The 12,470-nt window shown below is 68.3% G+C and carries 11 protein-coding genes; 7 read left to right on the top strand and 4 right to left on the bottom strand.

Annotated features, from left to right (window positions below):
• The first annotated feature begins 144 nt into the window (after positions 1-144).
• A complete protein-coding gene (locus tag AB0H76_RS12175; protein WP_357321506.1) occupies positions 145-1,347 on the top strand; it encodes a lipase family protein in 1,203 nt (400 codons plus the stop codon).
• Between the two features lie 10 nt (positions 1,348-1,357).
• Here AB0H76_RS12175 and AB0H76_RS12170 read toward each other — a convergent pair whose 3' ends face one another.
• Positions 1,358-1,996, bottom strand: coding sequence for a TetR/AcrR family transcriptional regulator (locus AB0H76_RS12170; protein ID WP_357321503.1), 639 nt, complete (start codon positions 1,994-1,996; stop codon positions 1,358-1,360).
• Between the two features lie 79 nt (positions 1,997-2,075).
• Here AB0H76_RS12170 and AB0H76_RS12165 point away from each other — a divergent pair, with 79 nt between their 5' ends.
• Both AB0H76_RS12165 and AB0H76_RS12160 read left to right on the top strand, forming a co-directional pair.
• A complete protein-coding gene (locus tag AB0H76_RS12165; RefSeq protein WP_357321500.1) occupies positions 2,076-3,485 on the top strand; it encodes a cytochrome P450 in 1,410 nt (469 codons plus the stop codon).
• Positions 3,486-3,559: 74 nt separating this feature from the next.
• Positions 3,560-5,041 (top strand): NAD(P)/FAD-dependent oxidoreductase, encoded by a 1,482-nt coding sequence (locus AB0H76_RS12160; RefSeq protein ID WP_357321497.1) that lies wholly within the window; start codon positions 3,560-3,562, stop codon positions 5,039-5,041.
• Positions 5,042-5,046: 5 nt separating this feature from the next.
• On the opposite strand, the gene AB0H76_RS12155 is transcribed toward AB0H76_RS12160, so the two are convergent.
• Together AB0H76_RS12155 and AB0H76_RS12150 are read right to left on the bottom strand one after the other, a co-directional pair.
• Complete coding sequence (locus AB0H76_RS12155; RefSeq protein WP_357321494.1) at positions 5,047-6,420, bottom strand: alpha/beta hydrolase family protein; 1,374 nt, start codon at positions 6,418-6,420, stop codon at positions 5,047-5,049.
• A gap of 16 nt (positions 6,421-6,436) precedes the next feature.
• On the bottom strand, positions 6,437-7,714 hold the full coding sequence (locus tag AB0H76_RS12150; protein ID WP_357321492.1) for an MFS transporter: 1,278 nt from the start codon (positions 7,712-7,714) through the stop codon (positions 6,437-6,439).
• A 123-nt stretch (positions 7,715-7,837) separates the two neighbouring features.
• Between AB0H76_RS12150 and AB0H76_RS12145 the strand changes: the two genes are divergently transcribed.
• From AB0H76_RS12145 to AB0H76_RS12135, 3 genes are all read left to right on the top strand, one after another.
• Positions 7,838-9,025 (top strand): TetR/AcrR family transcriptional regulator, encoded by a 1,188-nt coding sequence (locus AB0H76_RS12145; protein ID WP_357321489.1) that lies wholly within the window; start codon positions 7,838-7,840, stop codon positions 9,023-9,025.
• Positions 9,026-9,038: 13 nt separating this feature from the next.
• Positions 9,039-9,980: an alpha/beta hydrolase gene (locus AB0H76_RS12140; protein ID WP_357321486.1), complete on the top strand. Its 942-nt coding sequence runs from the start codon at positions 9,039-9,041 to the stop codon at positions 9,978-9,980.
• Positions 9,981-10,203: 223 nt separating this feature from the next.
• Positions 10,204-10,896: a PAS and ANTAR domain-containing protein gene (locus AB0H76_RS12135; protein ID WP_357326117.1), complete on the top strand. Its 693-nt coding sequence runs from the start codon at positions 10,204-10,206 to the stop codon at positions 10,894-10,896.
• Positions 10,897-10,903: 7 nt separating this feature from the next.
• Here the strand turns inward: AB0H76_RS12135 and AB0H76_RS12130 are convergent, their stop codons facing one another.
• Positions 10,904-11,464, bottom strand: a complete 561-nt coding sequence (locus AB0H76_RS12130) for a hypothetical protein (RefSeq protein WP_357321484.1) — start codon at positions 11,462-11,464, stop codon at positions 10,904-10,906.
• A 167-nt stretch (positions 11,465-11,631) separates the two neighbouring features.
• Here AB0H76_RS12130 and AB0H76_RS12125 point away from each other — a divergent pair, with 167 nt between their 5' ends.
• Complete coding sequence (locus AB0H76_RS12125; protein WP_357321481.1) at positions 11,632-12,459, top strand: alpha/beta hydrolase; 828 nt, start codon at positions 11,632-11,634, stop codon at positions 12,457-12,459.
• The last annotated feature ends 11 nt before the right edge of the window (positions 12,460-12,470 follow it).

The raw sequence follows: 12,470 nt of genomic DNA, 5'->3' as shown, positions 1-12,470 counted from the left end.
AGTGACCCAACGTTCACCCGAAATGTCGGCGTGTCCCTGCCGACCGATCCCCAACCAAGCGATACTCAGTTAGCAAACTTTCAGCTAATATTTCCACTCTGGGAGGGTTCACGTACCGTGCTGACGTCCGTCGTTCGTCGCTCCTTGTCGGCCTCACTACTGTCTCGCGCCGCGCTCGGCGTGGTCACCGCGCTCACGCTGGCCACCGCGACCGTCGCGGCCGAGCCGCTCTACCCGGCTCCGGACCCCGACCCGTTCTACGCGGCGCCGGCGGACCTCGAATCCGCCGCACCCGGCGACGTGCTGGCAACTCGCCCGATGCCGCCGCTGTGGTCCTTCCCCGGCGCGCGGGTCACCCTGGTCAAGTTCCGGTCGACCAACTCCACCGGTGCGCCGATCGCGGCCACGACGACGGTCTTGACCCCGATGAACCACCAGCCGGGTGCGCCGCTGCTGTCCTACCAGCACATCATCAACGGCTTGGGCTCCAAATGCGCTGTCTCCCATATTCTCTACACCCAGGACCCGAACCTGTTCGTCAAGGAAGCGCCGGTCCTCAACGCCATCCTGCTGCGGGGCTGGTCGATCGCGCTCCCCGACCACCTCGGCCCGAACGCCGCCTATGGCGCCGCCCGGCTCGGCGGCCTGATCACCCTCGACGGCATTCGCGCCGCGCAGCGCGTCGCCGAACTCGGGCTCGACACGAGTCCCGTCGCGATGCTGGGCTACTCCGGCGGCGGAATGGCCACCGCGTGGGCCGCCGCACTACAGCGTGAATACGCCCCCGAGTTGCGGATCGTCGGGGCCGCGGAGGGCGGTGTGCCGATGAACCTGGTCAAGATGATCGAGGAGCTGGGCTATCAGCGGCACCCGGTCTTCGGCCTGGCGCTCGCCGCGGCCATCGGGCTCGAACGCGAATACCCGCAGCAGCTGCCGATCAGCGAGCACATGAACCCGGCCGGGCTCGCGGTCCGCGCCAGCATCGCCAACAGCTGCACCAACGAGATTCTGATGGCCGGGGCCGGGCGCAGCGTGATGGACGTGGCCAAATCGACGTCGCTGATCGAGGATCCGAGCGCGCGCGGCGTGGTGGAGGCGAACAGCCTCGAGTTGTTCGACGGCATTCCGCTCGCGCCGGTCTACGAGTGGCACTCCCCGCAGGACCGGCTCATCCCGGTCGACTCCATCGTCAACACCGTGCGGCGCTACTGCGGGGCGGGCCAGCCCGTGCTGTCGGAACTGTTCCCCAGCCCGGACCATCTGAGCACCGCCGTGCTGGGCGCACCGGCCGCGATCAGCTGGATCGATGCCCGCTTCCGCGGCGAACCGGCGCCGAGCAACTGCTGAGAATCCCGCACTAAGAGGTGGCAGGTGCGGTCAAATAGCGATCGCCGAAGGCCGATACGAGCCGTCCGGCCTGTGCGACGATCGCCTGCCCGTCGCACTCGAAGACACCGGCCTGCCAGGCGCTGAGCAACTCGACGAAACCGCCGACCGCGACGACGGCGTCCATCCGCAGCGCCAGCCGGTCGGCCCCGGGGCGCAGGTGCGGCTGCGCGGCCGCGACGACCAGCCCGGTGACCATTTGCAGCGCCGAGGTCCGGCACTGCTCCAGCGCCGGGCTCCCCCCGTGATGCATGAACAGAATGCGTGCCGCGCCGGGGTCGTCGGCGATCCGACCGACCACGATTTCCGCTGCCGCCGTGGTGATTTCGTACGGTGATCGATGCAGATTCTGCGCGAAGACGACGGTCAGCGCGGACAGCATCCCGTCCCGCGTGTGCTCCCACACCGCCACCAGCAGCTGGTCGAGATCGCCGAATTCCGCGTAGAAGTAGCGGTCGTTGAGCGCGGCCCGCCCGCAGACGCCACGCATCGTCACCGCGGCCCAGCCGTCGCGCTGCCAGATCTCGATCGCGGCGTCGAGCAGCCGCTTGCGCCGTTCGGCCCGGCGCTCCGCGGCGGTGCGGCCACCCCAGGTTCCGGCTTCTCGCATTCTCGGCACCGTTCCATATTGACAACTTCGCGCGCCGAACCACAAACTGGTGTCACATGCCCCCAAAGGGAGGACAACGATGTCCGTCGCACTCAGCACCGCGCCCCCGGCACCCTCGCGCCGCACCCGCACCCTCGTGGCCACCTACGAAGCACTGACCATCGGCCTGGACTACGAGGACGGGATGATCGGCCGGATGAGGGGCGTCGACGTGCTCCGATTCCGCGCGGGGACACGACGATTCGTCGCCTTCACCAATCCCGAGTACGTCGACCACGTGCTGCACGCCGGCCGGCTGAAGTACCACAAGTCCTTCGAATACGAGATCCTGCGCGCGATCCTCGGCGTCAGCCTGTTCACCGACGAGGACGAGTCGTGGCAGCGGCACCGCACGATGCTCGGGCCGATGTTCGGCAAGCGGCACCTCGACAGCCTGCTCGACCTGATGATCGCGCCGATCGAGGCCAGCCGCGCCGCGCTCGCGACCGAGGACGGCCGCATCGAGGTCGACATGGTGGGCGAGATGGTCGAACTCACCCTCAACGTCGTCGGCAACGCGCTGTTCGGTCAGCAGTTCGCCAGGATCGCGACGAGCATGTCCGGCCTGGTGACCTACGGGCTCCGCTTCGCCGAACATCTCGAGCGGCTGTTCATCGTGTTCGCTCCGCCCAAGCGCGCCTGGCGCGGGCTCTCCTCCGTCGCGTTCACACCGATCCCGTTGCCGCCGCCGTTCCGGCGCATCCAGTCGATCGTCCGCATCCTCGACCAAGCGGTGTGGGACGTGATCGACGAGCGGCGCGCCCACCCGACCGACAGCCCGGATCTGCTCAATCACCTGCTCGGCGCCGAGGACGGACAGGGCCGGCTCCCCCTGCGCCGCGTCCGCGACGAGGCACTGACCTTCATGCTGGCCGGCCACGAGACGACCGCGAACGCCCTGTCCTGGATGTGGTACCTGCTGGCGCTGAACCCGGATGCTCGCGCTCGCCTGCTCGACGAGGTCGACGAGGTCCTTCAGGGGCGCACCCCTACGGTTCAGGACCTGCCCCGATTGCCTTGGACCGCAGCGTGTTTCCACGAGGCCATGCGGTACTTCTCACCGGCCTGGGCGATTCCGCGCGTGGCGATCGCGGACGATGTCGTCGCGGGCCACCACATCCGCAAGGGCACGACGGTGATCATCCCGACGCACCACATCCACCACGACGAGCGCTGGTGGCGCGATCCCGAGGAGTTCGATCCGTCGCGGTTCCTGCCCGGCGCCTCGAAGGGGCGTCCGAGATCGGCGTACCTGCCGTTCGGCGGCGGCAAGCGGATGTGTATCGGATCCAGTTTCGCGACCATGGAATCGGTGCTCATCACGGCGATGCTGAGTCAGCGCTTCGTGTTCGATCTCGCGCCCGGCCACCCGGTCCAGCCCGAAGCGACGCTGACCTTGCGGCCCCGCCACGGGTTGAAGATGATCGCGCGGCGGCGCCCGGTGGCATAACTCGTATCGTCGGAATCGAAGTCAGCCGGCACATCGATGCTGCCGGGACCTGTTCAGGATTTGGTGGCTCGCTTGTGAACATTCAGCACGACATCATCGTCATCGGCGCCGGGTTCTCCGGCATCGGGTTCGGTATCCAGTTGCGGCGGCACGGTTTCCACGATTTCGTCATCGTCGACGAGGCGAGCGGGCCGGGCGGCACCTGGCATTGGAACACCTATCCCGGTATCGCCGTGGACATTCCCTCGTTCAGCTACCAGTACTCCTTCGAGAAGCGCCCGACCTGGTCGCGCACCTACGCCAAGGGCGCCGAACTCAAGAACTACGCCGAGCACTGCGTCGACAAGTACGGGCTGCGCCCGCATATTCGATTCGGCGTCTCGATCACGGCGGCCGCCTACGACGACGATCAGGCGCGGTGGCGGCTCACGACGGCATCCGGTGACGTGCTCACCGCCCGCTACGTCGTGAACGCCGCCGGTGTCCTCACCCGGCCGAAGCTGCCGGACATCGACGGCATCGAGTCCTTCGCCGGCGTGCGGATGCACACCTCGCGCTGGGATCACGCGGTCGACCTGCGCGGGAAGAAGGTCGGCATCATCGGCACCGGCGCGTCGGCGGTCCAGGTGATTCCCGCGATCGCCCCGGAGGTCGCGCAGCTCACCGTGTTCCAACGCACCCCGATCTGGTGCCTGCCCAAGCCCGATGTGGCGATTTCCCGGCCGGCGAAGGCGCTGCTGGCCCGGCTGCCGGGCGGGCAGCAGGTCGCGCGACTGGCCAGCCAGGCGTTCGTCGAGGTGACCTTCCCGATCGCCGCGCACTACAACGGAATCGTCCCCGCGGGCAAAGCCGGCGAACAGCTCGGCCGGGCGTTCCTGCGCCGCCAGGTCGACGATCCGATCGTGCGTGACAAGCTCACTCCCCGTTACGGTTTGGGCTGCAAGCGGCCCAGCTTCCACAACAGCTATCCGGCCACGTTCAATCGCGCGAACGTGGCACTGGAGACCGGTTCGATCACGACCGTGGACGCCGGCGCCGTGCACACCACCGAGGCGAGCCACGACCTCGACGTGCTGATCCTGGCCACCGGCTTCAAGGTGGCCGATCCCGGCAATATGCCGACCTATCAGCTGCACGGGCGTGGCGGCCTGGAACTCGAACAGTGGTGGGACGCGAATCGGCTCCAGGCCTACGAAGGCGTCAGTGTCCCCGAATTCCCCAACCACTTCTCGATTTTCGGGCCTTACGGCTACAACGGCTCGTCCTATTTCGCGCTGATCGAAGCGCAGACGCACCACATCCTGCGGCTGCTGCGCCGGGCGCGGTCGACCCGGGCCAACGTCGTCGAGGTCACGCCCGCGGCGAACCGGCGCTTCTTCGACGAGATGCTGGCCCGACGCAAACACCAGATCTTCTGGCAGGACAGCTGCGCGTCGGCGAACAGCTACTACTTCGACCGGCACGGCGATGTGCCGCTGCGACCGACCACGACCGTGGAATCCGCTTGGCGCAGTCGGCATTTCGATCTCGACGACTACCGGTTCGCGCAGGTGTAGGCCACCTATCGAGATAGGCGCAGCACGGATGTCGTCACGTTGGAGAGCGCACCGGCACGGAACTGCTGATGCTGGTTGGGCGGGCCCAGGTCGATCGTCAGCGTGATTCGGCCACTCGCATCCGGAACGAAGGTGACCGGGTTTCCGTCGATCGTGCCGGTCACCTGCCCGGCCCCGCGGAAGCCGGGTGGCGTCGTGAGGGTGGTGATGCCGCTCCCGGTGATCGTCAGCTCGTCAACACCGACCTCGCGGAGGTCGAGGAATTCGACGGCCCGGTTCGGGTCGGCGCGCACGGACCAGCCCCAGACCTCGAAAGACGGTTCGATCGAGCGGAAGCCGAAGGTGGCGGGCGGGGCGGGCGGGTCCGCGAAGACTTCCGTGAGCCGCTGTACCGCTTCGCGCATCTGGTGTTCGAACATCGCGGGGCCGTGGCAGCCCCAGGGCAGCTCTACCCAGCGGTGCGGGATGCCCCGGGCCAGGAGCTCGCGGTGCATGCTGAGGCTGGGCTGTTGCACGATCGCCGCCTCCACCGGGCAGCCGAGGGCGGCTTCGGCCGGGGTTTCCCCGTGGGCGGGATCGAAGACCCCGTTACCCGTGAAGAGCTGTAGATCCGTGGCGCCGAGGTTGCCGGCGAGGTCGACCGGATTGTGCCCGCGCCATCGAATCTCCTGTGTCGCACGGGGTCCGTAGACCGCGTCGGGTCGCGCGCCGCGCACCAGCGGCACCTGCGAGATCGGTTCCCAGGTCGCCGGGGAATTGGTGTCGAGAACGCCGGACAGGCTTGCGGCCGCGACGAATTCGTCCGGGTGCCGGGCGCTGAGCATGAGCGCGCCGTAGCCGCCCATCGATTCGCCCATGACGGCCCGCTGTCCGCGCTCGGGAAGTGTGCGGAAGTTCTTGTCGATCAAGGGGATCAGCTGATCGATCACGAAGGTTTCATATTTCGGCGGCCCGTCGGCGCCGTCGTTGAACCAGTCGGACCAGAACCCGACGTCGCCGCGCGGGGCCACAACGATGGAGGGATACGCCGCGGTCACCGCCTCGCCGTTGTAGGCGGCACGGAACGCGGTCTGGTCGTGGTTGGCTCCGGCCAGGTAGTAGGTCACCGGCCAGCGTCGGCTGTCCGCGGAGCGGTACTCGACCGGCAGGGTGACCTCGACGGCTACCGGCCCGGTGAATGCGTTGGTGGACACGGTGATTCGCACAGTGCGCGTGGTCACCCACTGTTCGGCGATGATCGCGGCGTCGGGGGCGGTCGCGAAGGAAGGCGGTTGCGCGACAACGGGCGTCGCCGCGCACGCAAGGGCGAGACACACGCCGAGCACGGCGCCCGGCCATCGAGACACCCGCGGTGTCCGGTCGGCGATGGGAGAAGACATCTGCGTTCTTTCTGCTTCAGCGCACGTTCTTGATCGGCAGAACCGCCAGCCCACCGAGCACGATGGCGATGATGGAGCCGATGAACAGCGCGGTGTAGTTGGGTCCGGCGTCGCCGAGTGCCAGCAACGGGGTCGCGACGACCGGCAGCAGCAGCTGGGGAAGCTGGTAGGACAGCGCGACGACGGCCAGCCCGGCTCCCGCTCCGGAATCCGCCGCGGCCGGGAGCAATTCGGTCATCATGGCGACGTCGACGCAGACGAAAGCGCCCTGCCCCATCCCGACCAGGGCGATCCCGAGGGTGAACACCACAAGGCCGCCGGCGGACATCGCGATCAGCAAACCCACGGCGGTGAACAGCGCCGAGGAGTACACGATCGGCTTGCGCCGCCCGGTGCGATCGGAGATCCAGCTGAACGTCACGCTGGTGACGACGCTGGCCGCGAACATCACGCCGATGACCGTGGCCTGCGCGGCCGTCGCGGCCGCGGGAGTCAGCCCGAGCCGATCGGTGAGCAGGTAGAGCAGATAGGTCGCCACCGAGACCAGCGACAGCGTCACGAGTAGCCGGCACAGCCATGCCCAGGCGAAATCCCGGTGCCGCACCGGGTTGATCCAGTAGCTGCTCAGCAGACTGCGCCAGCCCACCGGCACCGGTTCGGTGCGCACGATGTCGCGCAGCACCACGACCATGCCGATATTGGTGACCAGCCCGATCACCGCGGGGATACCGAACCAGTACACGGGATCGACCGGCAGCACGCCCACCAGCCAGCTGCCCAGGGCGGGCGCCAGCGCCGTACTCATCCCGAAGGCGGCCGCGACCCGGGCCCGGATCCGCGCCGGAATCTGTTCGGCCAGTAGCGCGTTGAGCGCCATCGTGGTGGCGCCGAACCCGGCCTGCGCGACGGCCCACCCGCCGATGAGCGCGGGCACGGTGGTGGCGAACGCAAGGATCACCATGCCGAGCGCGGTGACCAGCGCGCCGCCGAGGATGAAGGGCCGGCGGATGCCCGCGCGGGCGGTCGAGACATCGCTGAGGCGGCCGAGCGGGGCCGACACCAGGATGATCACGATCCCGCCGACCGCGACGGTCAGCGACAGGGTCTGGGATTTGTGCACAGGATCCAGCTCGGACAGGCGCAGCGGAATGCTGACGAAACCCGCGGACAGCGCGGTGAGTGCGGCGCCGAGGTAGGCGAGCACCAGCGCGGGCAGGAACATCGGCGGCTGCGGCCGCCCGGGGAACTCGGCGGTGGCGCCCTGGGGCGAGGTCATGGGTTCGGTCTCGGACATCGTTCCAGCTCTATGTGAATTGAATGAAGTGCGATCTGCGACACACTACCGAAGCACACCCGATGGTCAACCACTGATACATTCGCTAAGTGAACGAGGATTGTTCGGCAGAAAGGTGTATAGGTGCCCACTGAGAGCGACCTGCTCCGCCCGGCACGGGGCACCCGCCCGGCCAACCGGCGGCAGCTGATCATCGACGCGGCCACCGAGCTGTTCTGCGCGCGCGGCTACGGCGAGGTCGGCATGGGCGACGTGGCGGACGCGGTCGGCATCGGCCCCTCCGCGCTCTACCGGCACTTCCGCGGCAAACAGGATCTCCTGGCCACGGTCATCGACGCCCAGGTCACCCGGTACGTCGACGTGGTCACCGCCTGCGCGGCCGACGCCGCGCGCGACCTGCCCGCCGAACTGGCCGCGACCGTGCTCGAGCATCGCGGCGTCGGGGTGCTGTGGCGGCGCGAAGCCCGCAACCTCGCCGCGGCCGACGCGAAACGGTCGATGAACACCGCCCGGCAGGTGGCGGACCTGACCGCCACGGTGGTCCAGACCCGGCGCCCCGATCTCGATCCCGCGGGCGCCGAATTGCTCGCCTGGTGCGCGCTCGCCGTCGCCAACAGCGCGTCCCTGCACACCGCGACGCTGCCCGAGCCCGGCATGACCACACTGCTGGCCGAGCTGATCGCCACGGTCATCGCCACGCCACTCCCCCCGGCCGGCGAGGCGACGCCGTCGGCGGAAGCAGGCGGCGGAATCGCTGTCCAGTCACGACGCGAGGCGATCGTCACCGAAGCGGTGAAACTGTTCGCCGCCAAAGGATTCAGCGCGGTCAGCATGGAAGACCTCGGCGCCGCGATCGGCATCACCGGGCAGAGTGTCTACAACCACTTCCCGTCCAAGCCCGAGATTCTCGCCGCCGCGATCACCCGCGGGGAGGAAGGGCTGCGGGTCGATCTGCACCGCGTCTTCGCCCGCGCACGCACGCCCGGCGACGGGCTGGCGGGTTTGCTGGCGAAGTATCGGGAGTTCGTCTTCGACAATCCCGAGCTGATGCAGATCCTCGTCTCCGAGCTGGTCTATCTCCCCGAATCCGAACTCCACCGCGCCCGCGCCGCTCAGCACACCTACATCGCCGAGTGGGTTCATCTCCTGCGGACGTTGCGCCCCGAAGTCGACGTCGCCACGGCCCGAATCCGGGTGCAGGCGGTGCAGCTGATGACGAGTGACATCGCGGCGGCCCCGCACCTGCGCCGGTATCCCGGCATCGATGCGGCACTTTCCCAGATCGGCGCGCGGCTGCTCGCCGGCGACTAAGAGAAGAGGCACCATGGCTCGACCGATCCCGCAACCCGCCCGCGCCGTCCTGGGGTTGAGCGGTCTGCTCAGCAAACTGCGGCTCCTGCCACCTCCGGACCGCGCGCTCCGCAAACCGCACGCCGCCCGCCTGGCGATGACGCACCCCTGGTTCTTCGGCGGCAGAAGCGATCTCGGCGTGCGCACCTGGAACGAATCCGTCGCCGGCCGCGGCGGGCCGATTCCGGTGCGGGTCTACGCGCGCCCGGATCTACCGCCGGGTGCACCGGCCGTCCTGTTCATCCACGGCGGCGGATTCATGCTCGGCGGCTTGGATTTCGCCGACAACATCCAGCGCGGGCTCGCCGCGCGCACCGGCTACGTCGTGGTCGGCCTCTCCTACCGCCTCGCCCCGGAGTTCCCGTTCCCGGCCGCGCTGGAGGACTGCCAGGACGTGCTGCGGTGGATGGTGGACACCCGGCCGCAAGACCTGGATCCACAGCGCATCGGCGTCGGCGGCGAGAGCGCCGGCGGCAACCTGGCCGCCGCCCTTGCCATCGCCGACCGCGACAGCGCGCAGCACCGAATCCGGCATCAGGTCATCATCTATCCGTTCACCGACACCACCCTGACCTCACCGGACTGGGACACCTCGACCATGGCCGGCGGCGACCGTGCCGCCGGTGAACTGATGGTCCGGAGCTACGCGGGCGCGCAGCGCGACAACCCGCTCGTGAGCGTGCTGCACGCCGACCACACCGGACTGCCGCCCGCGATGGTCATCACCTGCGAGCACGACCCCCTGCGCACCGACGGAATCCGCTACGCGGAAGCGCTGCTCGAGGCCGGCGTGGAAACCCGGCACCGCCACTACGACAACATGCCGCACGCCTACCTCGTCATGCCCCGTCTCCTCCGCGAGGCCGAGACCTCGCTGGACGAGATCGCGGCGGAGATCACCAAGCGACTGGGCTAGGCTGCGAGGACCTGCCGATTTCGATACTGCCGGTACCGGTCGGCTAGGCTCCTTTCGCCTCAACGGTCCAAAATCAGCGCCGCGGGGTCTATCGGGCGTGCTTCGCGCACGTCACCTGAGTTGATCGGAAGCCGCGTGCTCGAGTGTGTTGTGCCCACTTCCCCCAGTCCTGGCAATGTCCGCACGTGTCGGTGGTCCCGTGCAGAATAGGACGGTGACCGACATGGAACAGGCGATCCCCAACGACGCCGAAGTGGAGCAGATCGTTGCGCCCGACAGCGTCGCCGAGGTCGACGCTGTGATCGGCACGGGGACACAGCAGCCCATCGGCAGTTTTCGATTCTGGTTCGCCGACCAGCGCTGGGAGTGGTCCGACGAGGTCGCCGCGATGCACGGCTACGCGCCCGGTGAGGTCGAGCCGACCACCACGCTGTTGCTCGCGCACAAGCACCCCGAGGATCGCGATCGGGTGGCCGGCGCCATCACCACGATGATCGAGAACGGCGAACCGTTCTCCAGCAGGCACCGCATCATCGACACGGCCGGCTACGAACACGAGGTGATCGCCGTGGCCGACCTGATCGCCGACGACGAGGGTTCGGTGGTCGGCACGCTGGGCTACTACATCGAGATCACCGACATCGTGGACGAGGCCGACGAGGCGCTCGCCGAATCCTATGAGGGCCGGGAAACGATCGAGCAGGCCAAGGGTGCGCTCATGCTCGTCTACGGGCTGACGCCCGATCAAGCCTTCCGGCTGCTCAGGTGGCGGTCGCAGGAATCGAATGTGAAGCTGCGGGCCTTGGCCACCCAGCTGGTGGCCGAGCTACGGCCGCTCAGCAATGAGATGCCGAACTTCCGGACCCGATTCGATCACCGCCTGCTGACCCTGCACGAGCGGATCCGGAACGACTGAGCATCGATCAGGAGGCCCGGCTCAGCGGCCAGTCCGCGGGCAGCATCAGCCAGGCCCCGATCATCCGCAGCGCGGTGAGCAGCGCTTGAACCTCATCCAGGCCCGAGGCGATCGCCTCCCGCCGGCCGTCGATGCGGAACCGGCAGATGTAGTACGGCTGCGCCGCCGCCCGGGTCGGCCGGTCGATCTCGACCGCGCACGGCTCGCCGTGCGTGATGAGGATGCGCAAGGCGATGACCTCCCGGCCGCCCGTGTCCGCGGTCGGCCGCGGAGCGCGCTCCCGGCTCGGTGCGGCGGGAAACCCCATCGTGTCGGGGTCGCGCACCGGGAATTCGTGACCCTTGTCATTGGCGCGCGCCAGCACCGCGCCGACCTCGACCAGCGCGTTGTACAGCGCGGCCATCCCATCGACCCCCGTGGCCGAGAATTCACCCAAACCCTCGATCCGGAACCCGGAAGTTCCGATACCGTCCATGGCATGGGTCGGCATGCCCACCTCGATCAAGACCGGACGGGTGCCGTCGGTCACCGTCCGCGTCGCGATCACCTGCCCGACCTGGTCACGCATTGCTCAAAGCACCTCCCAGGGGAACCGCACGGCTGACTACCTATTGCGGTACCCGCTGATCTTCGTCTCAATCCTCGGGCACTACGACCTTCACGTGATTCGCCCGGCCCACTGATGCGGGACTCTCGAGAAGTACCGGACCAGAGGCTCGATCGAAGGAGACATCGATGAGTTACGTGACCACCGAGGACGGGACGCGGATCTGCTACAAGGACTGGGGGCCCGACGACGGCTCCCCGGTCCTGCTGAGCCACGGCTGGCCGTTGAATTCCGACGGCTGGGAAAGTCAGGCGCTCTATCTCGCCGAGCACGGCTGCCGGGTGATCGCCCACGATCGCCGCGGGCACGGCCGGTCGACACAGACGTGGACCGGCAACGAGATGGACACCTATGCCGACGATCTCGCGACGCTGCTCGACACCCTCGACCTGACCGGCCTGACGCTCGTCGGGCATTCCACCGGCGGCGGGGAGATCACCCGCTATCTCGGCCGCCACGGCGCGGCGCGGGTGGCGAAACTGGTGCTGGTCGCAGCGGTACCGCCGTTCATGCTGCGCACCGAGGACAACCCGGAGGGCCTGCCGATCGAGGTCTTCGACACCATCCGGGCCGGTGAACGCGCTTCGCGGGCGCAGCTGTACCGCGAACTCGCCGACGGCCCGTTCTTCGGGCACAACCGCGCCGGCGACATCCCGCAGGGTGTGCGGGACGCCTTCTGGTCGCAGGGCCTCGCCTCGGGTCACCGCAACGCCTATGAATGCATCGCGGCGTTCTCGGCCACCGATTTCCGCGCCGATCTGGCCGGGATCACCGTGCCGACCCTCGTCATCCACGGCGACGACGACCAGATCGTCCCGTTCGAGGTCGGCGGTCAGCGCTCGGCGAAGCTCGTAGCGGGCGCTGAGCTGAAGGTGTATTCCGGTGCCGGACACGGACTTCCGGACACCGAGAAACAGCGACTTTCCGCCGACCTACTAGCCTTCATTCGCTCCTGACCAGCAGTAAC

It is taken from the genome of Nocardia sp. NPDC050712 (assembly GCF_040654295.1).
In the GTDB taxonomy this organism is placed as follows: domain Bacteria; phylum Actinomycetota; class Actinomycetes; order Mycobacteriales; family Mycobacteriaceae; genus Nocardia.
Note: the sequence above shows the minus strand (reverse complement) of the source record. Positions and strands in the feature narration are given on the sequence as shown.

Coding starts and splice junctions, on each gene's coding strand:
- AB0H76_RS12170 (WP_357321503.1), bottom strand. CDS start 1,996: ATGCGAGAAGCCGGAACCTGGGGTGGCCGCACCGCCGCGGAGCGCCGG.
- AB0H76_RS12155 (WP_357321494.1), bottom strand. CDS start 6,420: ATGTCTTCTCCCATCGCCGACCGGACACCGCGGGTGTCTCGATGGCCG.
- AB0H76_RS12150 (WP_357321492.1), bottom strand. CDS start 7,714: ATGTCCGAGACCGAACCCATGACCTCGCCCCAGGGCGCCACCGCCGAG.
- AB0H76_RS12135 (WP_357326117.1), top strand. CDS start 10,204: ATGGAACAGGCGATCCCCAACGACGCCGAAGTGGAGCAGATCGTTGCG.
- AB0H76_RS12140 (WP_357321486.1), top strand. CDS start 9,039: ATGGCTCGACCGATCCCGCAACCCGCCCGCGCCGTCCTGGGGTTGAGC.
- AB0H76_RS12165 (WP_357321500.1), top strand. CDS start 2,076: ATGTCCGTCGCACTCAGCACCGCGCCCCCGGCACCCTCGCGCCGCACC.
- AB0H76_RS12130 (WP_357321484.1), bottom strand. CDS start 11,464: ATGCGTGACCAGGTCGGGCAGGTGATCGCGACGCGGACGGTGACCGAC.
- AB0H76_RS12125 (WP_357321481.1), top strand. CDS start 11,632: ATGAGTTACGTGACCACCGAGGACGGGACGCGGATCTGCTACAAGGAC.